Origin of the sequence: Enterococcus sp. BWR-S5 (assembly GCF_016745255.1) — a bacterium.
Lineage (GTDB): Bacteria > Bacillota > Bacilli > Lactobacillales > Enterococcaceae > Enterococcus_L.
This window is the reverse complement of the sequence record NZ_JADOEQ010000007.1, coordinates 104,487-127,303: the sequence shown is the minus strand read 5'-3', so window position 1 is coordinate 127,303 and position 22,817 is coordinate 104,487. Positions and strand designations below refer to the sequence as shown.

The 22,817-nt window shown below is 38.4% G+C and carries 22 protein-coding genes; 15 read left to right on the top strand and 7 right to left on the bottom strand.

The genetic code is table 11. The annotated features are described in order from the left end of the window. Window positions 1-251: 251 nt before the first annotated feature. Entirely contained in the window at window positions 252-878 is a 627-nt protein-coding gene (locus IW510_RS10225) for a hypothetical protein (protein ID WP_202059335.1), read from the bottom strand. Window positions 879-996: 118 nt separating this feature from the next. Between IW510_RS10225 and yeiL the strand changes: the two genes are divergently transcribed. Continuing rightward, window positions 997-1,656: a transcriptional regulator YeiL gene (yeiL, locus tag IW510_RS10220; RefSeq protein ID WP_202059246.1), complete on the top strand. Its 660-nt coding sequence runs from the start codon at window positions 997-999 to the stop codon at window positions 1,654-1,656. A 114-nt stretch (window positions 1,657-1,770) separates the two neighbouring features. Here yeiL and IW510_RS10215 read toward each other — a convergent pair whose 3' ends face one another. Further along, window positions 1,771-3,105: a GHKL domain-containing protein gene (locus IW510_RS10215; RefSeq protein ID WP_202059244.1), complete on the bottom strand. Its 1,335-nt coding sequence runs from the start codon at window positions 3,103-3,105 to the stop codon at window positions 1,771-1,773. Between the two features lie 118 nt (window positions 3,106-3,223). Beyond that, a complete protein-coding gene (locus tag IW510_RS10210; RefSeq protein ID WP_202059242.1) occupies window positions 3,224-4,063 on the bottom strand; it encodes an Rgg/GadR/MutR family transcriptional regulator in 840 nt (279 codons plus the stop codon). Between the two features lie 78 nt (window positions 4,064-4,141). On the opposite strand from IW510_RS10210, the gene IW510_RS10205 reads away from it, so the two are divergent. Continuing rightward, window positions 4,142-5,353 carry an MFS transporter gene (locus IW510_RS10205; protein ID WP_202059240.1) on the top strand — a complete coding sequence of 404 codons (1,212 nt, stop codon included), beginning with the start codon at window positions 4,142-4,144 and terminating at the stop codon, window positions 5,351-5,353. Between the two features lie 25 nt (window positions 5,354-5,378). Here IW510_RS10205 and dnaN read toward each other — a convergent pair whose 3' ends face one another. Both dnaN and dnaA read right to left on the bottom strand, forming a co-directional pair. Next, window positions 5,379-6,509 (bottom strand): DNA polymerase III subunit beta, encoded by a 1,131-nt coding sequence (gene dnaN, locus IW510_RS10200; RefSeq protein WP_202059238.1) that lies wholly within the window; start codon window positions 6,507-6,509, stop codon window positions 5,379-5,381. Window positions 6,510-6,800: 291 nt separating this feature from the next. Further along, window positions 6,801-8,141 carry a chromosomal replication initiator protein DnaA gene (gene dnaA / locus IW510_RS10195; RefSeq protein WP_202059237.1) on the bottom strand — a complete coding sequence of 447 codons (1,341 nt, stop codon included), beginning with the start codon at window positions 8,139-8,141 and terminating at the stop codon, window positions 6,801-6,803. A 630-nt stretch (window positions 8,142-8,771) separates the two neighbouring features. Between dnaA and rpmH the strand changes: the two genes are divergently transcribed. The 6 genes from rpmH (at window position 8,772) to IW510_RS10165 (ending at window position 12,971) form a co-directional block, all read left to right on the top strand. Beyond that, window positions 8,772-8,906 carry a 50S ribosomal protein L34 gene (gene rpmH, locus IW510_RS10190; RefSeq protein WP_002356012.1) on the top strand — a complete coding sequence of 45 codons (135 nt, stop codon included), beginning with the start codon at window positions 8,772-8,774 and terminating at the stop codon, window positions 8,904-8,906. Between the two features lie 264 nt (window positions 8,907-9,170). After that, window positions 9,171-9,506, top strand: coding sequence for a ribonuclease P protein component (rnpA, locus tag IW510_RS10185; protein ID WP_202059333.1), 336 nt, complete (start codon window positions 9,171-9,173; stop codon window positions 9,504-9,506). A gap of 15 nt (window positions 9,507-9,521) precedes the next feature. Then, a complete protein-coding gene (locus tag IW510_RS10180; protein WP_202059235.1) occupies window positions 9,522-10,352 on the top strand; it encodes a YidC/Oxa1 family membrane protein insertase in 831 nt (276 codons plus the stop codon). Window positions 10,353-10,370: 18 nt separating this feature from the next. Further along, window positions 10,371-11,147, top strand: coding sequence for an RNA-binding cell elongation regulator Jag/EloR (gene jag / locus IW510_RS10175; protein ID WP_202059233.1), 777 nt, complete (start codon window positions 10,371-10,373; stop codon window positions 11,145-11,147). 203 nt (window positions 11,148-11,350) lie between these two features. After that, on the top strand, window positions 11,351-11,869 hold the full coding sequence (locus IW510_RS10170; protein WP_202059231.1) for an RNA polymerase sigma factor: 519 nt from the start codon (window positions 11,351-11,353) through the stop codon (window positions 11,867-11,869). Then, complete coding sequence (locus tag IW510_RS10165; protein ID WP_202059229.1) at window positions 11,862-12,971, top strand: hypothetical protein; 1,110 nt, start codon at window positions 11,862-11,864, stop codon at window positions 12,969-12,971. The genes IW510_RS10170 and IW510_RS10165 overlap by 8 nt, the downstream gene beginning before the upstream one ends. Window positions 12,972-13,020: 49 nt before the next feature. On the opposite strand, the gene IW510_RS10160 is transcribed toward IW510_RS10165, so the two are convergent. Continuing rightward, window positions 13,021-14,001 (bottom strand): dipeptidase, encoded by a 981-nt coding sequence (locus tag IW510_RS10160; protein ID WP_202059227.1) that lies wholly within the window; start codon window positions 13,999-14,001, stop codon window positions 13,021-13,023. A gap of 474 nt (window positions 14,002-14,475) precedes the next feature. On the opposite strand from IW510_RS10160, the gene IW510_RS10155 reads away from it, so the two are divergent. After that, window positions 14,476-15,309, top strand: coding sequence for a hypothetical protein (locus tag IW510_RS10155; RefSeq protein ID WP_202059225.1), 834 nt, complete (start codon window positions 14,476-14,478; stop codon window positions 15,307-15,309). Between the two features lie 48 nt (window positions 15,310-15,357). Here the strand turns inward: IW510_RS10155 and IW510_RS10150 are convergent, their stop codons facing one another. After that, window positions 15,358-15,705 carry a heavy metal-binding domain-containing protein gene (locus IW510_RS10150; RefSeq protein ID WP_202059223.1) on the bottom strand — a complete coding sequence of 116 codons (348 nt, stop codon included), beginning with the start codon at window positions 15,703-15,705 and terminating at the stop codon, window positions 15,358-15,360. 335 nt (window positions 15,706-16,040) lie between these two features. Here IW510_RS10150 and mnmE point away from each other — a divergent pair, with 335 nt between their 5' ends. From mnmE to IW510_RS10120, 6 genes are all read left to right on the top strand, one after another. Further along, window positions 16,041-17,438: a tRNA uridine-5-carboxymethylaminomethyl(34) synthesis GTPase MnmE gene (mnmE, locus tag IW510_RS10145; protein ID WP_202059221.1), complete on the top strand. Its 1,398-nt coding sequence runs from the start codon at window positions 16,041-16,043 to the stop codon at window positions 17,436-17,438. Window positions 17,439-17,457: 19 nt separating this feature from the next. Continuing rightward, the gene (gene mnmG, locus IW510_RS10140) at window positions 17,458-19,365 is read left to right on the top strand and encodes a tRNA uridine-5-carboxymethylaminomethyl(34) synthesis enzyme MnmG (protein WP_202059219.1); all 1,908 of its coding nucleotides are present in this window, start codon (window positions 17,458-17,460) and stop codon (window positions 19,363-19,365) included. 430 nt (window positions 19,366-19,795) lie between these two features. Beyond that, window positions 19,796-20,620, top strand: a complete 825-nt coding sequence (locus IW510_RS10135) for a hypothetical protein (RefSeq protein WP_202059217.1) — start codon at window positions 19,796-19,798, stop codon at window positions 20,618-20,620. A 186-nt stretch (window positions 20,621-20,806) separates the two neighbouring features. Further along, window positions 20,807-21,163, top strand: coding sequence for a hypothetical protein (locus IW510_RS10130; protein ID WP_202059215.1), 357 nt, complete (start codon window positions 20,807-20,809; stop codon window positions 21,161-21,163). A gap of 645 nt (window positions 21,164-21,808) precedes the next feature. After that, window positions 21,809-22,258 (top strand): DUF2798 domain-containing protein, encoded by a 450-nt coding sequence (locus tag IW510_RS10125; RefSeq protein ID WP_202059213.1) that lies wholly within the window; start codon window positions 21,809-21,811, stop codon window positions 22,256-22,258. 14 nt (window positions 22,259-22,272) lie between these two features. Further along, on the top strand, window positions 22,273-22,707 hold the full coding sequence (locus IW510_RS10120; protein ID WP_202059211.1) for a TetR/AcrR family transcriptional regulator: 435 nt from the start codon (window positions 22,273-22,275) through the stop codon (window positions 22,705-22,707). The last annotated feature ends 110 nt before the right edge of the window (window positions 22,708-22,817 follow it).

Here is a 22,817-nt window from a genome sequence, read left to right as displayed (position 1 = left end):
GCTCTAAGCAATTCTAAGTAAAAATGACAAAATCTATTATTTCGAAAAAAAATCTCTTAAATAGCATTTTACAATCGATTTCCGCCCAGAAATCCTTTTCAATTATTTTCACTATTTTTCAAAAATCAATGAAAATCACCCTTAAAATTTATCTTTTTCGTGTTCGCTAATTCGTTTAAAAAAACATGGAACAAAAAAATAAGACGATCAGCAAACAGCAATCGTCCTATCCATTATTTCTCTTCAAAAAACTATTTTGAACCAGCCTGCTCTTCGGCAATCGGTAATTTCTCCGGTACGAGCCTCAGTTTTCTTGACCAGGCAATCACACTTGATAACAGAAATAAACTAATCAAGGTTCCTTCCCTTACGACAATCGGCAGCCGGAATGTTAAGGACAACAGTAAAGAAAGCGAAACACAGACAATGTCAATGAGGTAGCGATAATACTTAAAGCTCTTCGTTGTTCTCTCCGCAAGCTGAGCACAGAAATTCTCTATCGGAAATTTCAAATAGTTCAATACGAGCACCTGCCCCGTACCAAATCCGGCAATTAACGTTCCTGTCACAAACAGCAGAAGTCGCAGAACATACGTGGTAATAGACACATGTATCAGAATATTATATAAGATGAGATTGATTACTGAGCCAAAGCATAACAGGGCAGACAGCATCAGCAGATAGCCTTTCCAGCTTCTATTTTTATCCAGAAACCAGCACATCAGTAAAAAGCTTAGATTAATGATAGTGGTAATCGTGCCTACCTTCAGACTTGTCACCTCTGAAAGAGCGACATTCAACGAATTGAAGCTGCTGACACCCACTGCTGCCTTAATGCTCAAGCTGATTCCAAAGGCACTGATAAGATAGAAAAACATAGACCACAAAAATTTTTTAAGTACCACTTTTAACACCCCTTAACCCTTGATTACAACCAGTATATGCTAAAATGAAGAAAACAAATGATGAGATATCTCACAGTAGAGGAGAAAATTTATGAAGAAAACGGCTTATCCTGTTTCAGAACACAAACAGCTGATTACAACAGACAGTTTTTTTACGCAAAAAGTTTTAGCACAAAGCTTGATTATCGAATTTGAGCGTAATGAGTATATTCATCGGGAAACAGACACACTGCACTACCTTTTCTACATTCTTGAAGGAAAAGCGAAAATTTTGAAAAATCAGGCAAACGGCAAACGAGTGATTCTTCAATTCTTAGAGGAGCATGATTTTATAGGGGATTTAACGCTGGTTGGTGCGGAGGAAGCCACCAAAGATGTGGTAGCAATCGGTCATACAATATGCCTTGCGCTTCCTATCAATTATGCAAAAAAAGAATGGATGAATGAGCTGGCCTTTGTAAAAATGCTGAGCCGCTATATCGGGCAAAAGCTGCTGAAGCGGATGGACCATTTTACTGTCAATCAAACCTTCGAGCTAAAATATCGCTTAGCGGAGCTGCTGCTCACAGTCGCTGTTGATGGACAATATAAGGAGAAACACACCGAAATTGCTGAATACCTCGGAGTCAGCTATAGACATCTGCTTTATACGCTGAAAAACTTCAAGGACGATGGCTTGATTGAAAAAAGAGGAACCTATTATCTGATTCATCGTGAAAAGCTGCAGCAATTACTAAAAGAAACAACCTAGGCTCATTACAAATGAGCTAGGCAGGAAGAAAAGTGTTATGCTTTTTCGTAATTTTAAAAAGTTTTGATTTACTAATGTCTTAGCTTTGTCTATCACCCAAAATGATAGCACATATTAAAGAACGATATGGATTGTTGCCTCAAACCATGTTGTTTCCTTTTTGTAATCGACATATATGCGATCAGTGCTCAATGCTTGAATGCTGGTAAGTCCCAAGCCAAGATGCTGTTCTTTGCTTGAGTAGCCCATTTGTTTTAACTGTGCTAGCTCAGTCTCTGTATTTTTAGATGTATTAGTAATAACAACCTGAAGCTCATGGACAGAAAAATAATACAGCTTAAGTGTTATTTTTCTTTCATCGCTTTCAGCAGCTGCCTCTATAGCGTTGTCCAATAAGTTACCCAAAATTCTGTTAACCACCACTGGATGCTCAAAGATTGTCGGAATTCGCTCCATAATCGCTATACTGAATAGAATGTTTCTTTTCTTAGCTTCCAAATATTTTGAAAAAATCAGACTGCGAATGATTGCGTTATCGATTTGCGACAGAACCAAATAGTGCTGGTCTTCATCGTCGATTTGCTGATTTTCCGGCAGCAACTCTTCGGAAAAAAAACGAGTCAATCCCTTCATGTCTTTTTCTTCAATAAAACTATTCAACATCAACAACACATTTTTATAATCATGCTTAAAAAGAAGAAGGTTTTTAGCTGCTTCTGCCACACTTACATTATAGTCCTCTAATGTAGTTATATACATTGTACGGATTTTGAAAATAATTACATTTTGGACAATTTGATTAATAGTCAATAGTGCAGAAGCAAACAAAAGGAGTAGGACGTAGATAAAAGGAAGCAGACCAAAACTTTGCGTTGTCAGATAATTGGACACCGGTACAATAAATAAGAAAAGCAAAACAGGGATTGCATACTGTACAACCCTTGGTTCAATTAGAAAAAGTGTATTGATTTCTGCAATTTCCTGAACATGCTTTTTAAATAGAATAATGAGTAAGACATAGATAACATAAGAAGCTAATAATACCAGTATTCCAAACAGAAGCTCTTTCTTATTGGTCGTGACATCTAAAAAACCAATCAGCTTTTCTGGAAACACTAGCTTATGCACTAATACTTGCACTAATTTACTGATAATATCTGAAGCAAGAGTAAAAAACAGCGCTGATCTAATATTCCTAAAAAGAAAATGATACATAAAAAGAAAGCAAATCCCTGCAATCAGAACACTTTCTATCTGATAGGTAAAGAAGCTGAATGGAACACCTTTTTGATGCAAAATGAACTGATAGCCTAGAATCGTAAAAACAACTAAACTATTCCATAAAAAAATTTTTTTGTAAGTAAGTTTATGCCAAAATAATAATTCATTTGCTAAAGGAAATAGCATAACGGTCAAAGACATATAGATAACATATAAAAAAATTCCCATGTTTTTCTCTCCCTTAACCAATACTGCTTGATATCAGCAATGGTCATTTTTAGTAAAGAATAAAAGAGATACACGCTAAAGGCAGTATGACTACCTAACAATACTTATCTGCCTCTGTTTACTCCTGATATCTTCTTAGTGCAGTGACCGTATCGGTATAGCCCATCTCAGACAATACAACTAAAAGCTCCTTGAACCCTTTGCTGTTCTTGGTCTCTGCTGATGCTTGAACGACTCTTTCCAATGAGGCTTCAATCGTCAGCTTTTGAAACAGCTTGTTCTTTCTATCGGCATATTCTTTTGCCTGATCAAAATAGGTAACTGCCTGTGCTTGCTGTCCATGTTCCGCAAGCATTTGTCCAAGGTTCAATGCCAGGTAAATACGAATATTATTTTCTCTGGGAAATGCCTCATATTTTTCAAATTCCTTTACTGCACGTCTATATAAGAAAACAGCCTCTTCCAAATTAAATATTCTCAGAAAATTATTCAGACGTCTGAAATCCGCAAACAACCAATTTTCAGTATCTAATAGAACCGTCCTCATCTCATCGGAAATCTGAGGGATTGTCACAGCGGCAGGTAATTTATTTTCCAATAATGCCATTTGAGAGAGTAGATATAGCTCATAAAACCCCCGATTCGTTCCTTTTTCTACTGCGATTTTAGCTGCGGTTTCTATCAGTTCACTATGATTCCTTCTATTTTCCGCATGGATTAACTGTTCATACAGTCGCTCATAATGACTGATATGATAGTTATTATTAATATACATAAACTCATCCATCTCAACTCCCAGATTAGCCAACAGCTGAATGACTTTATCAAAGCCGGGAATGTATTCCTGATTCTCAAAACGAGAAAGATTTGAACGACTCATAATTTCCGCACAAACTTCCTGTTGGCTCATATTTCTGGATATCCTCAGCTGCTTCAGTGTTTTTCCATAATGCTCCATCTTTCTCTCCTCCGAAAGTGAGAATTCTCACAAAAAAATGCTCTTTTTATTCTCAATGATACCATAGGGAAAAAGGAGGTGTGTACGATAACAACGCAAAATAAACAAATTACTCTATTACTTTCAGAAACAATCATTACACGAATTATGATGTTCATGTGTGTTCCGTTTTTAATGATTTTTTTGTCGAATGATTTTCATTTTTCAGCTACGGAGCTTAGCTTGATTGTAGGGATTAATCCACTATGTACTGTTCTTTTCGGTCCCTTGGGCGGCCGTGTGACAGATCGTATCAGCCGCAGCAAAACACTCTATCTGGTCCCTTTTTTCTGGGGACTGGTCTATATTTCCTTTGCTTTTGCTTCCCATTTTTTGACTTTTCTTGTATTAAATGGACTGAACGGCATCTGCTATGTTACCTATGAATCGACAGTTAAGAAAGTATTGTCCTTCAATTCTACACTGGAAAACAGAAAGCTTGTTTTCAATCTTAGGTATACTTGTTTGGCGATAGGCGCATTTCTTGGACCATTACTGCAGCTTTTGGTTTCCAACTACTCGACCGCTCATATGTATTGCTTTCTTGGAATAACCTATCTGGCTTCTGCTTTCCTCAATAAGTACTTTTTTAAGGAGCTGCCTCAAGCAGAAGAAACAACGCAAGCAAAAGTAGGCAGTCATGCTCCAACCACAGATAAGAAAAGCATTCTGCTATTTCTCTGTTTTTTATCAGGTATCGCTTTCTCCTACTTTGCTTATGCGCAATTTCAATCGACAGTTTCCCTATTTTTTACGTCAGAGATTTTTGGTTCCGATGGTTCTAAGAAATATAGTCTGATGCTTTCTTTAAATGCCTTATTAATCCTGCTATTGCAATTTCCTGTTCTCCGTATGACTCGACGATTCTCTCCATTAAAGCTTTTGATGGTCAGTAATAGTTTGTTCAGTCTTAGCTTGCTGCTGATTCCTCAAACTCATAGTTGGAGTATTTTTTGGCTAATGGTGGGTTCTCTAAGCTTAGGAGAGGTCCTTTTAGGTAGTAACTTCGATTATACCGTCGATACATTTTCCACTGCTGAAAACAAAGGATTTTATTTTGGCTTATCAGAGATGGTCCGAATTGGGAATACTGTAGGACCGATTATTGGAGGACTGTTGATTGAACACTATACTTTTGAACAGTTCAAAGAAATTTTTCTCATTCTCAGCATCATTACCTTAAGCGGTCAGCCGCTTCTATGGTTTTATGGAAGAAAAAATAAACAAGTAAAAACCGACCTTCAACGATAAGTTTGAAGGTCGGTTTGATTTTTGATTAGTTAGTCCGAACAGGAGTAATCAGCTGAATGAAATCAAGATCCGCACCGGTTGGTTCCAACGTAAATGGACGGATTGGAGAAATGAATTTCATTGTTATTGATGTATCGCCAAATGCTCGTAAAGCTGCTTTCATGTAATCCGGATTAAAGGATATCTCTAATGGTTCACCGGAAACTTTTTCATAGCTTAATGATTCTTCCACTTTTCCGACTTCCGGAGAATTTCCATAAAGGAAAACTGATTCAGAAGTAACAGACAGACGAACGATGTTATTACGGCCTTCATGTGATAATAGAGAAGCCCGCTCAATCGCAGATAAAAATTCCGGTACATAGATATCTACTTCTGTATTGAAGCTTGTCGGAATCAAGCGATTTGTGTCAGGGTAATTTCCTTCCAGCAATCTGGAATAGAAATACATAGACTTGGTTTTAAACAGCACTTGGTTTTCCATGATGCTGATTTCTACCATTTCTTCTTCATCTGTAAATGAACGAGAAAGCTCAAGCAGACTTTTCCCTGGAATAACAATATTAAAGTTTTCCACAGCCTGTTCGATTGGAATAATTCGTTGGCTCAGTCGATGTGAGTCAGTCGCTACAGCTAAAAGCTTTTGATTTTCCAATACAAAGTGGACCCCTGTAAGGATTGGGCGGCTTTCATGTAAGGAAACAGCAAAGCTTGTCTCATTGATGATTTTTGTCAACAGGTGGACAGGCAGCTGAATTTGATTTTTAGCATCAATAACCGGAAGGTGTGGATAATTTTCTGCATCCAACCCATTTACGGTAAAATCAGCTTTTCCGGAAGTGATCGCTACTTGATTATTTTCCAATACTTCCAATGTTACAGTGTCTTCAGGAAGCTTACGGATGATTTCTCCGAAGAATCGCGCCTGTAATACGATACTCCCTGTTTTTTCAATGGTCATTTGGGCTTTTTCATCTTCTACGCTCAAAAAGCTTTCTATAGAAATATCTGCATTGCTACCTGTCAAAGATAATCCTTCTTCTGTCAGTACGATTTTTACCCCTGTTAGAATAGGGATTGTCGTTTTTGAAGAAATAGCTCTTTGAACTGTTTGCAGCTCCTGTAGGAAAATACTACGTTTGATTGTTAATTTCATCGTTAGCGACACTCCTTCTTAATTAGAATAATAGCTATCAAAATATAGCATACATAAATCTTATAAAATAAACAATAGGCCCTTTTCCTGCACTGCGTGCAGAGGTCCTTTTTGGTTATAGAATCTTCAATAAGATAGATGTAGTTACTTTTATATTATATATTAAAAGATAATAAAAGTAGTAGGTCCTGTTAATTCTGTGGAAAAGTAGAAAATTGGAATAAAATAAGGACTTTTCCACTGTGGATAAGTTGTGGATAACTTTTTAGTAACTGTTAAAGTTTTCCACAATTAAGGATTGAGCAGATTTTTGATTTCATTCACTTCTTTTTGAATGGTTGGATCATTTTCCATCAGCTGTTGAATTTTTTCATGGGCATGGATGACAGTTGTGTGATCCTTTCCTCCAAACTCGGCACCAATTTTTGGCAAAGAGCTGTCAGTCATTTCCCGAGAAAGAAACATAGAGATTTGTCTGGGAACAACAATTGATTTGACTCTCTTTTTCCCCTTTAGATCCTTTAAATGAATATGGTAGTACTTTGCTACTTCTTCTTGTATTTGCAGAATCGATAAATCGTTCTTACTGCCAACTGCTTTCAGAGATTTCAAGGCATCTGCTGCTAAGCTGGTTGTGATATCCTGACCGTTAATTGTCGCAAAGGCTTGTACTCGGACTAGTGCTCCTTCAAGCTCTCTGATATTTGAATCAATCTGCCCAGCGATATAGCTTAGTGTATCATCTGGTATTTCAAGGCGTTCTGCATCAGCTTTTTTCCGTAAAATAGCAATCCGTGTCTCCAAATCAGGAGGCGTGATATCAACAGAAAGGCCCCAAGCAAAACGGGATACCAAACGTTCCGGCAGCTTCGGAATATCATTTGGCGGGCGATCACTAGTCAGTACAATTTGCTTGTTCTCATTATATAAGTCATTGAAGGTATGGAAAAATTCTTCCAAGGTCGCTTCTTTTTCTGCCAGAAATTGAATATCATCGACTAACAGCAAATCAACATTTCGGTATTCATTTCGAAATTCCTCTGATTTTTTTGTTTGAATAGAATTGATGAATTCATTAGTAAACGTTTCACTGCTGACATATTTGACCTTTGCATTCGGCTGGTTTTGCAGCATTTGATGACCAATTGCATGCATCAAGTGAGTTTTACCAAGCCCAACTCCTCCATAAAAGAATAGAGGGTTATAGATAGAACCAGGATCCTCAGCAACAACTAGTGCTGCAGCGTGTGCCATCTGATTTCCTTTTCCGATAACAAAGGTATCAAAGGAATATTTTGGATTTAGCAGGGCTTTTTTCCCATGCTCGCTGAAATCTTTTGGTTCAGGCTTCGGTTCTTCCAGTTCAGGTGCCATCATGGCTGAGTCACCACTGACAACAAAATGAGGAATAATTTCACTTCCGGTCAGTTGAAAACCAATCTCAACAATTTTCGCTGCCAGATTTTTTTCCCAGTAATCTTTGTGAACGGCTGATGGAACCTCCAGCCAAAGTTGACTGTTTTCCAGTTTCAGCGGATTTGTTGTTTTTATCCATGCATCAAAGCTGGGAGCCGACAGAACGGATTGATAGGCGGTTTCTAAACTTTTCCAGAAACTTTCCACATCTGTCATTATGAGACCTCCTTCGTAAGTGGGTATGAAATGTCTTGTGTATAACTATATAAATTCTGCTAAATCAGCGGATAATAAAGTTTTTTTCATCTGATACTTCAATTTATGGGTAAAATACCATTAAAAGTTAAGAAAGTAACAGAATCCATATAGATGATTCGCAAATAAGATTTTAGCATTTTTTCGGAACTTTTTCCACAGGCAATTAAGAATTGTGGAAAATAAATCAACAAAGGGGAAAAAAGTTATCCCCAGCTGCGTAATGAATCGTGGAAAACATCCTTTTAAATTACTTATCCACAAAACGGTAGGGATAACAAAGCTACTAAAATCAATGAATTAGGATAATTGTCCACAGACAAAAAAAGACGTGTGGATAACTTTTTCACAGCCTGTTTTTTTGTGTAAAACCTGAGGGAAAAATCAAGTTAAGGAAAACATGAAAAATAAGATATCCACAAATTATCCACGGGCTATTGAAAAATGTGGATAACTTTCCCAGCTTTTTTTAACAGAAATCAGGAATTATTTCTCGAAGATTTATTGACAAATCCGCCCCCTATTCGTTATACTATCAAAGTATGTCTATATTATTGATGGATAGATGGCAATCCAGGAGGTGGAATTAGAATGAAAAGAACATATCAGCCAAATAAACGTAAACGTCAAAAAGTACACGGATTTCGTAAACGTATGAGTACTAAAAACGGTCGTCGCGTGTTAGCAAGCAGACGTCGTAAAGGTAGAAAAGTAATTTCAGCGTAATAGTAAATCAACTTTTTATAACGCTTATAAATAAAGAACCCTTTATTATCTTATACAACACAGTTGATGTAGAGATAATAAAGGGTTCTTTTTCACTTGACTAAATGAAATTAACAGATGAAAAAAGTTGCTGATAATGATAATATATACAGTTGAAGTCATTAAATATATTTGGACTTTTTCCAGTGAAGAAAATCTAAAAAAAAAAGTAGTAATATGCTATCATTGTATGGTAAGTAAAAAGAAGAGAAGCAAGGGATGCAGATGAAAAAATCCTACAGAGTAAAGAAAGAAAAAGAATTTCAAGATGTTTTTTTGAAAAAGCAGTCCTGCGCGAATCGAAGGTTTGTTGTCTACGTATTGAAAAAGGATCAAAAACACTTTCGTGTGGGGATCTCCGTAGGGAAGAAAATCGGGAATGCAGTGACAAGAAATGCTGTAAAGCGGAAAATACGAGCATCTGTTTATACACTGAAGGACAATATCGAGCCGTCGTATGATTTTATCATTATCGCACGACAGGGTGTTGAAGAATTGACTTCAGAGGAAATAATGACGAATTTAGAGCACGTGTTGAAGCTTGCAAAAATTTTGAAATGAGAGAGGAATAGATTTGTGAAAAAGTATAAGCGTCTATTGTTGATGGCCGGCTTGGTCATGTTAGTTTTTGTTTTATCCGCCTGTGGAACAGCACCAATTAGTGAAAGCAGTACAGGGATTTGGGATCGCTACATCGTTTACTACTTTGCAGAAGCGATTAAGTTTCTATCGATTGGCGGGAATACCGGGATAGGGATTATCCTCTTTACTTTAGTTATTCGGGTTATCCTGTTGCCGTTGATGCATTTCCAAACAAAGAGTATGCGGAAAACGCAGGAATTGCAGCCGCAAATGAAGGCTTTGCAGGAAAAATATGCATCGAAGGATTCTGAAACACAACGTCTGTTTAAAGAAGAACAGCAACGTTTATACTCTGAAAATGGTGTAAATCCTTACGCCGGCTGTCTGCCGCTATTGGTTCAGATGCCGATTATGATGGCCTTGTATCAATCAATCTCACGTGTTCCGGAGTTGAAAGAGGGAAGCTTCCTTTGGCTGAATCTGGCATCTCCTGACCCGTATCTGATTTTACCGATTCTGGCGGCTGTCTTTACTTTTGCCAGCAGCTATCTGACAAGTATGAGTCAGTTGGAATCAAATGCTTCGTTGAAAATTATGAATTATGTAATGCCTGTGATGATTTTCATGATGGGTCTCAGCCTGGCGAGTGGTCTGTCATTGTACTGGGTAATCTCTAATGCATTTTCAGTTGGGCAAACCTTATTGCTTAATAATCCGTTCAAGATTAGAGCAGAACGTGCTGAAAAGATAAAACAACAGAAGGATCTTGAAAGAGCTTTGGAAAAAGCAAAAAATCCTAAGAAGAAAAGAACGAAAAAGCGTTAAAATAGAGGAGGTTTTGAAATGCCGGTATACGAAGGGAATACAACTGAGGAAGCAATCGCTAATGGCTTACGTGCGTTACAGCTAAAAAAAGATGCTGTTGAAATCACAATTTTGTCAGAAGCCAAAAAAGGGTTCCTTGGCTTTGGGAAAAAGGCAGCTCAGGTTTCTATTGAACCGACTGTCAGTGAACAGGTATCAGAGGCTGTAGAAGAAACAGTAGAAGCCGTCACAGCAACAGAAGAAGAAGTGGCTATGAAGGAAGCTGTTGAGCAAACAGTGGACGTGTCACCTTCTTCAACGGCGGAACAGAGAAAAGTATTGGAAAATTTGACTGATGAAGAGGCAATCACTGAATTAGCACTTTATCTAACAAATATTTCCAAAGAGCTGAATGCTCCTGCAATGGTTCGGTTGGAACGTACTGCAGACAATATGATTTTCCATCTGGATACAGACAAACCGGGAATACTGATTGGGAAGCACGGTAAGGTCCTAAATGCGATGCAGTATCTGGCTCAGGTGTTCATTCATCGTGCGGCTTCCAATAAGCTGTCAGTGGTGGTCAATGTAGGGGACTATCGTGAAAAACGTCAAGCTATCTTGAAGCGCTTGGCCGAGCGTACCGCAGAAAAAGTGAAACGTACCGGTCAGCCAGTATTTTTGGAGCCGATGCCTGCATTTGAAAGAAAACAGATTCACTTTACCTTGAGCAAAGACGATTATATCAAAACACATTCAGAGGGTGATGAGCCTTACCGTTACTTGGTTGTCGAGCCTGTAAAGAAATACTATTAATTAAGAGAATGGCACAGCTATCAGAAAAATCCTGATAGCTGTGTTTTTTTCTATCACCACATCTACTGTAATTATGTAAAGAGGACGTGTTGATAGAAGAAAATCAAAATCCTATCTCAAAAATTTTTGAAAAAAATGATTTTTTTGAAACCTTTTCGGTCATTTTTCCGTCTAATGGGTGTCTGGAGGAAAGAAGGAGATGTATGGAGAAGAAGTTGAAAGTGAAATTGGTTAAGAGAGCGAAGCTTGGGGACGCCCAGGCCTTCGTAACACTTTGTGAAGGGTATCAGCTCGTTTTATACAACTCGGCCTATAAATTGTTGTTAAACGATGAAGATGTCGCAGATTGTTTGCAGGAGACTGAAATTCGTGCGTGGCAAAAAATAAGGAATATCAAAAATGAAGCGGCTTTTAACTCTTGGATATTTTCGATTATGATAAATATCGCCAATGATATCTTACGGAAAAGAGTTGACACCATTGAGTTTGTAGAAACACATGGGCAAGTGGAAGAAGGAAACGATACAAGCTCTAACTTAGAACAGGAATTGAGTCAGCTGTCGGAAAAATATAGAATTCCACTGGTTTTACATTATTATTCAGGCTTTAGTATCAAAGAAATTGCCGGACAATTAAAGATTTCCACCAACACAGTGAAGACGAGACTTGCACGAGGCAGACAGCAATTGAAGGTGCTTTTGGAGGTGAAGGGAAATGAGTAAGAAAATCGAAGATAAGCTTAAAAGTGAAAGAAAAATCCCGGTTGAGGTCATGGAGAAATTGCAGCATAATCGAGCACGGATTTTGAATCAGGAGATAAAGCAAGAAGGAAAAGTTACTAAGAGAAGTAGAAAAAAAGCGCTGGTTTTCACATTCATTGCAGCAGCTATCGCTTGTTTGATTATTTGGACACAGACCCCTGTAGGAGCTGCTATTGAAAAGGCCCTGGGTATCAGTCGTGATGCAGGCGTGGCAACGGTGGAAAGCAGTGAAATTCCAGTTAATCTGGAACTGAGCAGTACGCAAAACGGTCGGGAAATCAAGTTGACCAAATTTGTAGCGACAAAGAAAAAGTTTGCCTTTGATTATCAGTTTACGTTGGATGATGAAAAGCTTAAAGAACTATTACAGAAGAAGAGCTCTCCGGAGAGACAGTTCAAAAAGGGAGCTGGCGATGGGCAGGATATTCGGCTTGGGTTATTTGTTGAAGGCAGTACGGAAGATTTGTTTGGAGGGGTGATGTCTGAATCAACCTTTCGGGTAGAGGGAGATACCTTCTATGGTTCTGTTGTATCAACCTTTGACCAAGAAAAAATTCCTGAGCATGCAAAATTGAGCCTACACATTTATCAGTTGAGCTGGGTGGATACAGAGGAACTGGATAAAGCCTATGCAGAAGCCTCTAAAACAGGAAGTCCTTTCGGTGTTGAAAATGCATTGGAGTATATAGGGGATTGGCAATTTGCTATTGACTACGAGCCGCTGACACAAACTGCTGAGCCGCAAGTGACTCAAGTAAATAACATTCAGAATATCAAGGCTAATAGTGATGCGCTGCAAACAACAGTGACCTTTAATATTCCAGTTGAAGCGGCGAATGAACAGGAGCTGGCTTTTCTTGATTATGGCATTGAAATTTATAGAAATGGTGTGGAAGTAGAAACACCTAGCTATATCTTTAATCCTACAAATGGTGAATTTAATTTTTCCTTTGACCTAAGCGCATTGGATCAAACCTCTGTTTATAAAATCCAAATTAGTAAAACGGACGGAATGGGCAATTCACTTGAAGAAATAGGGAGCTTTGAGCTGCAAAATAAGTGAGTTTATAAAAAATAGAAGGTGGAGTAGAAAATGCTCCACCTTCTATTTTTTAACGAAGAACTTCTTTATATAACCGTAAGACATTACCATAAAAAATTTTTTCCAGCTCTTGAGTAGAAAAACCGGCTTGTATCAATGCTTGGTGGAGCTTGCTGACAGTGGAGGCATCGATAAGCTCCTGTGTGACAGGGATACCGTCAAAATCAGAGCCCAAACCAATACAATCGATTCCGCCGATAGCACGGAAATGCTTGATATGTGTCACTAAGCCCTCAATCAACGAGCCGCTACCGTCTTCAGTGATAAACAGGTCACAATAATTCATACCAATGACCCCGCCTCGTTCGGCAATTTTTTTGATGAGAAAATCCGATAAATTACGGAAATGTGGACAGACTGCCCGAGCATTGGAATGACTTGCAACAAAGGGCTTATTCGTATATGTCAGAACGTCTTCGACAAGCTGATCGGAGCCGTGAGAAACATCGATAATCATCCCTAATTCCTCCATCCGTTGAACCACAGCGATTCCTTGCTTCGTCAATCCTTTTTGATTTATGCTAAGTGTCTTTGATTGTTCATCAAAAAAGGCTGCATTCGGGTAGCCAATTTCATTCGGGTAATTCCAAGTTAGTGTCATCATGCGTACCCCGTCCTTGTAGAATTCCTCTAGTTTTTTGAGCTCGCCCTGGATAGGTGCCCCTTCTTCCATGGTAAGCAGCGCACTGATTTTTCCGTTTTTCTGATTCGTCAAAATTTCTTCATACGTAGTAACGGGCGAAATCCAGTCTTGGTTGTCAGCCATTTCTTCATGGAAGCACTGAATCATTTCTTTGCAGGTGGTATAAGGACTGTCTGTTTCCTTCATATCCATGAACAATGCAAAGTTTTGCAGCAGGTACTCTCCCTTTTCCAGCTTTTCCCGATCGATTTGATACGTATTTCTGCGAAGCCTTTCAGCAGTTCCCTGCTGTTTGCTTTGATAAATTTTCATGATTGTATCACAGTGCATATCTACCGTATTGAACATCGTATCCCTCCAATAGTTTTAATTCATTATAGCGCCTGTAAAAGATTTTCTAAATATGAAGTCTGAACGCTGCTTGTTGGTTTTGCCGAAAAGAATGATTTGTTTAATAGGCTTTTATCGTACCTCTTCTTGAGGAATTCGTCTAGGTGAAATGGAGGATGAGGTTGCTATGAATAAACTTATAAACGAAGTTAAATCTTCGATATTCACGATATTCTCCCGAAACACATTGACAAAAGCGCTTAAACGAAGTATATTTTATACGAAATCATTCTTATCAGCGTACACAAATACGATGATAAAGTAGTTGAAGCAGCAATGCTTCTCCCAGCCCGATTCTTTATGAATCGGGTGTTTTTTTGTTCATAAAAGGTAATTTTTTTCCATAAATATGATAAATAACAATCCAATTGAATAGATTTTTTCTACTAATGATATGATATACTTTTTTTATCTGAAGAAAGGGGTATTTATATGAAAATAAAAAAAGTTTTAGGTGTTGGTTTGTTGGCTGTTGGTATGCTGGGTCTGGCTGGAGTTTCAAATGCGGACGAACAGAAGGTATACATTCCCGATCCGTATGTCCGACAGTATATTTTACAAGGTGTAGGTCTCGATCCGAGTTTGGAGGAAAACCAAACGCCTTTAGCTTCTCAACTTGAGACAATTGATAATGAGTATTTATTGATTAATGCTGCTATGGGAGAAGATAGAGTTAGTCAATCGTTAGAGGGCTTGGATTATGTGAAAAATGTGAAGACCATTTATTTGAATGGTACTGGTTCGGTAATTGATTATAGGCCGTTACGTGGTGCAAAGGAAAGTGTAGAAAAAATTGATAACTATAGTGGTGGTGACTACGCAAATGCTGTAGATTTAAGCTTTTTAGATGGTTTTACAAAGCTGAAGGATTTTCATATGGTTACAAATGTGACTGATTTATCGGTTTTCGATTCCGTTACAACAATTGAAAGAATCAGTATTGAAGGAATGACCTTTGATGAAGCGACAACTAGCGGTGTAATAGGTGTTTCAAGAAATAACAAAGCTTTGGTAATGGCAAATCCTATTATCTACTCCACACACTTTGCAAATCAGCCGAATGCACAGCTGACGGTTAAAACAAATACAGGTGTGGCAGTGAATACAGTCGTTAGAGATGATATATTCTACATCACGAATATTCCGGCAGAAGCGAAGACATTAATAATGACAATCGAAAAAGATACAGAATTCGAAATTGATTCAGATGATATAGGGTCTGCTCATCATAGAGTGACCTGTGAGTATGAGATTAAATGGTATTAATTCTATAAAAAACGCCCGCTGACGTCATTGTCAGCGGGCGTTTTAGTATTATCCAATCGTTGTCTGTGTGAACTGAACAACGGTTCCATAGGCGAAAATCTCTACGTATTTTCGACCATCTTTTTCGATGAATTTTTCTTCGAAATGACAGTTAATGACTGCATCCGCTTCATATTCAAAGGCCATTTGTTTTAGTTTTTTGCACACATTTTGAAAAACTTCGTTTGGGTTGGTTTCTTCAGCGAATAAATCAATCTCCACTCGATCTGTAGCAAAGATGATATCCCGCAAAATGTATTTTTTATTTACATTTCCTGTTGATAAAGTAATGCTGTTGAATCGGTTTTCCATAATCTTGCGTTCTCGCTCGCTGTCTCTTTTACTTGAAAAAGGCATACTCTTCTCCTCCTTTGGTGTTTCCTTACCCCTATTGTAATGATAATGGGAGAGAAAAGCAAAGCTAATAAATGCAACCGTAAGATTTGTGAACAGTAAGCTTAAACGAAGCAGAAAATGGTTAAGAATAGTTATTTTACAAGGAAGATGCTCTTTTTCAAGTTGCCATTCGATAGAAAATATGCTATTCTATTTCCAGTAAAAAACAGACGGATAAAGCAGTCAAAGTGCTAAATCCACCCAATTTAAGGGGTGGAGTGGGCGCTTTTTTTGTAGTTTAAAATAAAGAATAGTTATTTTTAAGAAAAGTTGTACATAGAGAAAGGAAGAACAGCATGCAGCAAGTGACATTGGAATTTGATACAATTGCCGCGATTTCAACCCCTCCGGGAGAAGGAGCAATCAGCATTGTTCGATTGAGCGGAGAGGATGCCGTCGCTATCGCTGATAAAGTGTATCAGTCTGGAACGAAAGCCTTGGCAGATGTTCCTTCACACACAATTCATTACGGTCATATTATCGATCCGAAGAATGAAGAATTACTTGATGAGGTAATGGTGTCAGTCATGAGAGCACCAAAAACCTTTACGAGAGAAGATGTAGTAGAAATCAATTGTCATGGTGGAATTGTAGTTGTCAATCAGCTGCTGCAGCTCCTGTTGAGAGAAGGTGCCCGTTTGGCAGAGCCTGGTGAATTTACTAAGCGAGCATTTCTAAATGGACGGATGGATTTATCTCAGGCAGAGGCTGTGATGGATTTGATTCGGGCAAAAACGGATAAGGCAATGCAGGTTGCGCTGCATCAGCTGGATGGCAATCTTTCCGGGTTGATTCGTTCGCTGCGGCAGGAAATTTTGGAGACCTTGGCTCAGGTAGAGGTAAATATCGATTATCCTGAGTATGATGATGTCGAAGAGCTGACAACCAGACTTTTATTGGAAAAAGCGGAGTTTGTCAAAGCCCAGATTGAAGGACTGTTAACGACTGCGAAGCAAGGAAAAATCCTGCGTGAGGGTCTGAGTACAGCGATCATTGGTCGACCAAATGTAGGAAAATCAAGTCTGCTCAATCATTTGCTGCAGGAGGAAAAGGCTATCGTTACAGACATTGCGGGTACAACGCGTGATGTCATCGAAGAATATGTCAATGTTCGTGGTGTACCACTGAAATTAATTGATACAGCTGGAATTCGTGAAACAGAAGACATTGTTGAGCGAATCGGTGTTGAGCGTAGTCGGAAGGCACTGGCTGAATCAGATTTGATTTTGCTGGTACTGAATCAAAATGAGGCATTGACTCAGGAGGATAAGCAGCTGCTTGCAGCAACTGAGGGCTTGAAGCGTATTATTCTCTTGAACAAGATGGATTTACCGTCAATGCTAGATAAAGATGAACTGCGCCAATTAGCAGAAAATGAGGAAATCTTACCAGTATCCGTTTTATCAAGTACAGGAATGGAACAATTGGAGCTAAAGATTGCTGATTTGTTTTTTGGTGGAGAAACCGGAGAAAAGGATGCAACCTATGTGTCGAATACTCGCCATATTGCGTTGTTGGATCAAGCAGTCTTATCCTTAGAGGAAGTTATTAATGGGATTCAAGCGGGCATGCCTGTCGATTTGGTACAAATTGATATGACACGCTGCTGGGATTATCTGGGAGAAATTGTTGGAGACAGCGTACAGGATGAATTGATTACACAGTTGTTTAGCCAATTTTGTTTAGGAAAATAGAGAAGGAGCAATAATAGAGATGAATCAATTTAATGCAGAAACGTATGATGTCATCGTTGTTGGCGCAGGACATGCCGGTTCAGAGGCCGCCCTGGCTGCAGCACGGATGGGCAGTAAAACCCTGCTTTTAACAATTAATTTAGATATGGTCGCTTTTATGCCTTGTAATCCTTCCGTTGGAGGACCGGCGAAGGGTGTCGTGGTTAGAGAAATCGATGCATTAGGCGGCGAAATGGGTCGAAATATTGATAAGACCTATATTCAAATGCGTATGCTGAATACAGGGAAAGGTCCTGCTGTTCGCGCGTTACGTGCACAGGCTGATAAGCATGCCTACGCTTCAGAAATGAAGCATACCATAGAGCAGACAGAGAATTTGACACTACGCCAAGGGATTGCCGAGCAATTAATTGTAGAAGATGGGATTTGTCGAGGGGTTGTGACTACAACCGGGGCAAAATATCACAGTCAAGCTGTCATTATTACAGCAGGGACAGCGCTTCGCGGTGAAATCATTATTGGTGAATTGAAGTATTCTTCCGGTCCTAATAATTCATTACCATCGATTGGGTTGGCAGACCACTTGAAGGAGCTGGGGCTTGAAATGGATCGTTTCAAAACAGGGACTCCTCCTCGTGTAAAATCAAGTAGTATTGATTATTCTGTGACAGAAGAACAACCGGGAGATGAAGCACCTAATCACTTCAGCTTCAGCACACCGGACAGCGCCTATAACATGGATCAGCGTTCTTGCTGGTTAACGTATACCAATGAAGGAACACATGAAATCATTCAAAATAACCTGCATCGCGCACCGATGTTTACAGGGATTGTTGAAGGAGTAGGTGCCCGCTACTGCCCTTCAATTGAGGATAAGATTGTTCGTTTCTCTGATAAGCCTCGTCACCAGCTGTTTCTGGAGCCTGAAGGGCTGAATACGGAAGAAGTCTATGTACAAGGATTATCGACTTCTTTACCGGAAGATGTTCAGACAGATGTTCTTCATTCAATTGCCGGCTTGGAAAAAGCCGAGATGATGCGTACGGGTTATGCGATTGAATATGATGTTGTCGTTCCGCATCAGCTGCGTCCGACACTGGAAACAAAAGTAATCGAGAACCTGTTTACTGCCGGTCAGACCAACGGCACAAGCGGCTATGAAGAAGCAGCCGGACAAGGCTTGATTGCTGGAATTAATGCAGCTTTAAAGGTCCAAGGAAAAGAGCCGTTTGTAATGAAACGCAGTGACGGTTATATTGGTGTGATGATTGATGACTTGGTGACAAAAGGAACCAATGAACCCTATCGCCTACTGACTTCAAGAGCAGAATACCGCTTGATTTTAAGACATGATAATGCGGATTTACGTTTGACGGAGCATGGACATGAGATTGGTTTAGTGAAGGAAGAGCAATATAATGCCTACTTAGTTAAAAAAGAAGCAGTTGAAAAGGAAATCAAACGCCTGAACACGGTAAGAATCAAACCGACAGACGAGGTACAGGCATTCTTGACTGAAAAGGGCTCTGTTCCATTAAAGGATGGTGTTCTCGCCGGAGACTTCCTGAAACGTCCGGAAATGACTTATCAGGAGGTACAGCAGTTTCTTGATGCACCTGCCGAACGATTAGACGCTAAAGTAATCGAACAGGTTGAAATTCAAATCAAGTATGAAGGCTACATCAAAAAGGCTCTTGAAAAAGTAGAGAAACTGAAACGAATGGAAGCGAAACGGATTCCGGAAAACATCGATTATGAAGCAATCAACGGCTTAGCAACAGAAGCCAGACAAAAGCTGCAGAAGATTCAACCGGAAACCATTGCTCAAGCAAGTCGAATTAGCGGAGTGAATCCTGCTGACTTGAGTATTCTGATGGTGTATATCGAGCAAGGGAAGATTGCAAAAGTAGATACAAAGGATATTTGATAGCAAGCAGTCATATATGCTAAATAAAAATTACTCCATAGAACTATAATCATTTTATAGCTTCTATGGAGTTTTTTTGTATATCTCACGGGTCCAGAAGAAATACCTTTGATTATTGTCTAAACCCAATCTCAGAAGCACGTTCAAAAAAGATGAAGAAATAAAATTTTTTTAAAAACATAAATCATTCTATTTTAATAAAAAAATAGATGAAAATACGACAATATAGATATGGAAAATAGAACTATATAGCTATATTCCAAAGGAAATCTATAGCTGTAAGTATAAATTCAGTATTTATGGTATGTCCACGTCACTTTCTGACTGTAATTCTCAAAAAATTGACAGATATGTTCGAAAATTGAATATCTAAATTTTAAAATAATATGGTAAAATTAATATCTAAAAGAAAATAAAGGAGAATGATAAAATGAAAAAAAGTACTAAAATGTTAAGTATAATTGGTTTGGGTTTGTTGACAATAACGGTTGCTAAAGGGATGACAGCTACAGCTGCATATGACGAGTACAATAGAGATCACTCGCCGTATGCCTATATCCCTAGCTATGGATTAAGAGAACAAATTGCTCATTTAAGTGGCGTTCGTTCCGATGATTTCTTTCAAGAGTATGGTTTGATGGAGAAAGACATGCTGCGTGAAGTAACTGGTAACCTGAGTGATGAATCCTCTCCTTATAGCTTAGAAGGTATTCAATTCTTGGAAAACCTTACTGGTTATGATTCTGAGGGAACAATGGCGGTTGACTACAGACCGTTGGAAAAGCTCACTCAACTGAAGAAATTTACAGACCATCAGGCACCGACATATTCAATTGATTTTCTGAAGAATATGGATCAGTTAGAGGAAGTTTATTTGGATTTAAGCGCTGGAATGAATGAGCATGACACTGCGCTTAGACCTATTTTGGATTTGACAGTACTTGATGGCTTAACGAATTTAACAAGCCTATGGATTAATGAAGAACCAAGATACAGCCAGACTATTGTACTAAAGGATGGCATGACTCAATATCAATTAGTAGATCCGATTATTTTATCGAATCATTTTGCTGATACAGAAGTAGAATACGAGTCAAACGATGAAGGCTTTTCATGTGAAAATGGCATTCTAAGCTGGGAAGGATTGGATTCTGATACGACAGAATTACACTATTCTTGGTCAGCTAGAAGAGATAGCGGAGAAGATTATTTCTATTTTATCGGAGAAGCGATTATTCCGCTGCATTGGAAATAGCCGGCTGAAAAGATTTGAATAGATAAGAGGGATAACGTGTGGCAGATAATTGTCACACGTTTTTCATGTGAACAGGTGTAAGAGCGGTCTCGTTTTGCTAGAATAGAGGAAGTGTGTAGATAATGGGCACATATCCAGGTGATGGAAAGAACCAAGAAATGTTGCTGTAAAAAGGAGTAGAGTAAGTTGAATGAGAAAGCGAAAAGAAAGTTAATACGTAAGAAGGAGAAAGAGTTGGCTAAGCGTAAGCAGGAAGCAAGCAGTAAACGAGCGTGGGGTGCGATTTTGCTGATTGTAAGTGCTTTTTCGTTGGTAATGATTGAAAAGCTAATAAAAATTTCTGGGAGTATTACGGGTATTTTATTTTTTACAATTCTTGGATTGGTGTGTTTTTTGTATAGCTTAGCTAATCTATCTGTTTTTAAATTTCTCAAAAAGTTATTTGCCTTTCTTTCTCGCTTATTTGGTATTAGAAAAATTCGAGTAGAGGTCGAGCAAGTGGAGGAACCGAAGAAAAAAGAAGACAGCTGGTCCGAGTTTTAGTTAATTAATAAATGATGAGGCAATAAAGTTTATGAGGGTAAAATAACTAGTTTAAGTATATGCATAGCGTTCGAATTGATACTTCCAATGGTTATTGAAATGCTCACTTTTCTATTTTGTTTCATGTGAAACATTCTTGAATGGCAGAACGATAAAAAAATAGTAAAAAAACGAGTAACAAGAACCACCCTACAATTTAAACTTCCTAAAAACAACTTATTTGTATATTTTTGAAAAAAATAGATGACAAAAAATAATCATTATGTTATCATTACATTACAAATAGGACAGGAGGGGTTAGTAAATGGGTTTCATTAGTGGTGTTGTTCAATACTGGTTAAGCGCAACTTTAAACTTTTTCAGCTTATTCTTCTAATTAAATAACTGAATCAGATGACTAAGATCAGAAGAATTTTCTTCTGGTCTTTTTTGTATGCACTTTCTGAGCCTGTAGAGGTGCTACATATAGATTTAAAAAAAGGGTAAAAAAATGCTTACGAAGAAATCTATTTTTTGATACCATAGTAGACGTTGCTCAAAAAAGAGGAGCAAATGTATCCCAGTGATTAAGCAGAGTGGCTTGCTTTATTCTAGGGAAAAGGTCATCAGACCTCTAAAAAGAAAGAAACGAAGGAGTGAATTTTTTTGCCAACCAATAAAAAAGAACAAATTGTTTTCACCTTGATGATGTGTACGATGATGGTTTTTGGAATGAGTGTCTATAATACATTTCTACACACTGGTCTGGAGGGGGTAACGCTCAATGGCATACTACCAGGATTTTTACCGGCTTTTGCAGTGGCATTGCTGCTGGATGTAATCATCGTGGGTCCAGTTGCAAAAAGTATCGCATTTAAGCTGTTAGGAAAGAACAAAGGAAAAATGCCATTGACTGCTTTAGTCATATCCGGTTGTATGGTTTTTGGCATGGTTTTGTGTATGTCCCTATTTGGTTTAATTATGCAGCAGAACTTTTCGGGAAATGTACTTATGAACTATTTTCAGGCAATGGGACTGAATGCCGTATGTGCATTTCCATTACAGCTTTTAATTGTCGGACCTGTTTCACGAGTACTCTTAAAGAAGATGCAATAAAGGGTTGATGAGCGATGAGCGAAAAGGATGTAAGGTATAAACGAACAGAGTATCTGTTGTCACGTTCGTTGTTCAACCTTTTGGAGGAAAAAAAGTTTAACGAGATAAAAATAAGTGAGCTAGCGAGTAAAGCTGGGGTTTCAAGACAAGCCTTCTATTCTCATTATGAAGATAAGTATGATTTTTTAAATCATTTAAATAGTCTCCTGGTTATGCAAATACAACATCTTCTGCTAGTTAAAATGAAGAAACCTCAGAAGGTTTTGCTGTTGATGTCTGCACTAGACCAGCTCACAAAGGATGCAGATTTTTGTTTGAATTTAAGTCGTCTGTTTGAGGTGAATCAAACTATTTATGAGCCTAATTTTGATTGTTTGGACAAGCGTTTGGAAAAATTATTTTTCACGTATTTTTCTGATTACGATTGGAAAGCAGACTGTTATTGTTAGACGAGCTATTTTCAGGAATTTCTGGGCAAGATGATTACAAACGCTTTATATACCACGATTAACAGTCGAAGCGACATTCCCTTAAAAATCTTACAGACACAGTTGAACCT

What these genes read in the sequence shown, in the direction of transcription:
- IW510_RS10225 (WP_202059335.1), bottom strand. Translation starts at nt 878, where the DNA reads ATGTTTTTCTATCTTATCAGTGCCTTTGGAATCAGCTTGAGCATTAAG.
- yeiL (WP_202059246.1), top strand. Translation starts at nt 997, where the DNA reads ATGAAGAAAACGGCTTATCCTGTTTCAGAACACAAACAGCTGATTACA.
- IW510_RS10215 (WP_202059244.1), bottom strand. Translation starts at nt 3,105, where the DNA reads ATGGGAATTTTTTTATATGTTATCTATATGTCTTTGACCGTTATGCTA.
- IW510_RS10210 (WP_202059242.1), bottom strand. Translation starts at nt 4,063, where the DNA reads ATGGAGCATTATGGAAAAACACTGAAGCAGCTGAGGATATCCAGAAAT.
- dnaN (WP_202059238.1), bottom strand. Translation starts at nt 6,509, where the DNA reads ATGAAATTAACAATCAAACGTAGTATTTTCCTACAGGAGCTGCAAACA.
- dnaA (WP_202059237.1), bottom strand. Translation starts at nt 8,141, where the DNA reads ATGACAGATGTGGAAAGTTTCTGGAAAAGTTTAGAAACCGCCTATCAA.
- rpmH (WP_002356012.1), top strand. Translation starts at nt 8,772, where the DNA reads ATGAAAAGAACATATCAGCCAAATAAACGTAAACGTCAAAAAGTACAC.
- rnpA (WP_202059333.1), top strand. Translation starts at nt 9,171, where the DNA reads ATGAAAAAATCCTACAGAGTAAAGAAAGAAAAAGAATTTCAAGATGTT.
- jag (WP_202059233.1), top strand. Translation starts at nt 10,371, where the DNA reads ATGCCGGTATACGAAGGGAATACAACTGAGGAAGCAATCGCTAATGGC.
- IW510_RS10170 (WP_202059231.1), top strand. Translation starts at nt 11,351, where the DNA reads ATGGAGAAGAAGTTGAAAGTGAAATTGGTTAAGAGAGCGAAGCTTGGG.
- IW510_RS10165 (WP_202059229.1), top strand. Translation starts at nt 11,862, where the DNA reads ATGAGTAAGAAAATCGAAGATAAGCTTAAAAGTGAAAGAAAAATCCCG.
- IW510_RS10160 (WP_202059227.1), bottom strand. Translation starts at nt 14,001, where the DNA reads ATGTTCAATACGGTAGATATGCACTGTGATACAATCATGAAAATTTAT.
- IW510_RS10155 (WP_202059225.1), top strand. Translation starts at nt 14,476, where the DNA reads ATGAAAATAAAAAAAGTTTTAGGTGTTGGTTTGTTGGCTGTTGGTATG.
- IW510_RS10150 (WP_202059223.1), bottom strand. Translation starts at nt 15,705, where the DNA reads ATGCCTTTTTCAAGTAAAAGAGACAGCGAGCGAGAACGCAAGATTATG.
- mnmE (WP_202059221.1), top strand. Translation starts at nt 16,041, where the DNA reads ATGCAGCAAGTGACATTGGAATTTGATACAATTGCCGCGATTTCAACC.
- mnmG (WP_202059219.1), top strand. Translation starts at nt 17,458, where the DNA reads ATGAATCAATTTAATGCAGAAACGTATGATGTCATCGTTGTTGGCGCA.
- IW510_RS10135 (WP_202059217.1), top strand. Translation starts at nt 19,796, where the DNA reads ATGAAAAAAAGTACTAAAATGTTAAGTATAATTGGTTTGGGTTTGTTG.
- IW510_RS10120 (WP_202059211.1), top strand. Translation starts at nt 22,273, where the DNA reads ATGAGCGAAAAGGATGTAAGGTATAAACGAACAGAGTATCTGTTGTCA.